This is a genomic window from Paraburkholderia sp. SIMBA_027 (assembly GCF_046535315.1).
Taxonomy (GTDB): Bacteria; Pseudomonadota; Gammaproteobacteria; order Burkholderiales; family Burkholderiaceae; genus Paraburkholderia; species Paraburkholderia tropica.
In genome coordinates this window covers 1-247 of record NZ_JAWRWY010001302.1, presented here as the reverse complement: position 1 = coordinate 247, position 247 = coordinate 1, and the positions used below count along the sequence as shown (strand labels likewise).

Genomic DNA, 247 nt, shown 5'->3' with positions numbered 1-247 from the left:
ATGAAATACAAAGAGATAGGGAATTATTATGAGTATGAAGATGAAGATATAATTTTTTATAGTCCAACAGAAATTAATGAAAATGGAGTTTTTTTCTTTAAATTAAAAAATAAATTTTTATTAACAGAAAATGAGAGTTTTCAATTCTATATAAACTTTCAAATAGATAAAGAAGATTTGAGTATTATAATTATTGAAGCAGCTTCAAAAGATAATGGCAATAAATACTATTGGACATATTCAACTA

Annotated in this window: 1 protein-coding gene; it reads left to right on the top strand. The window is 21.5% G+C overall.

Going from position 1 to position 247, the window contains the following annotated elements:
* Positions 1-247 (top strand): hypothetical protein (locus SB764_RS43355; RefSeq protein WP_410867218.1); only part of this gene is annotated, 247 nt, incomplete at both ends.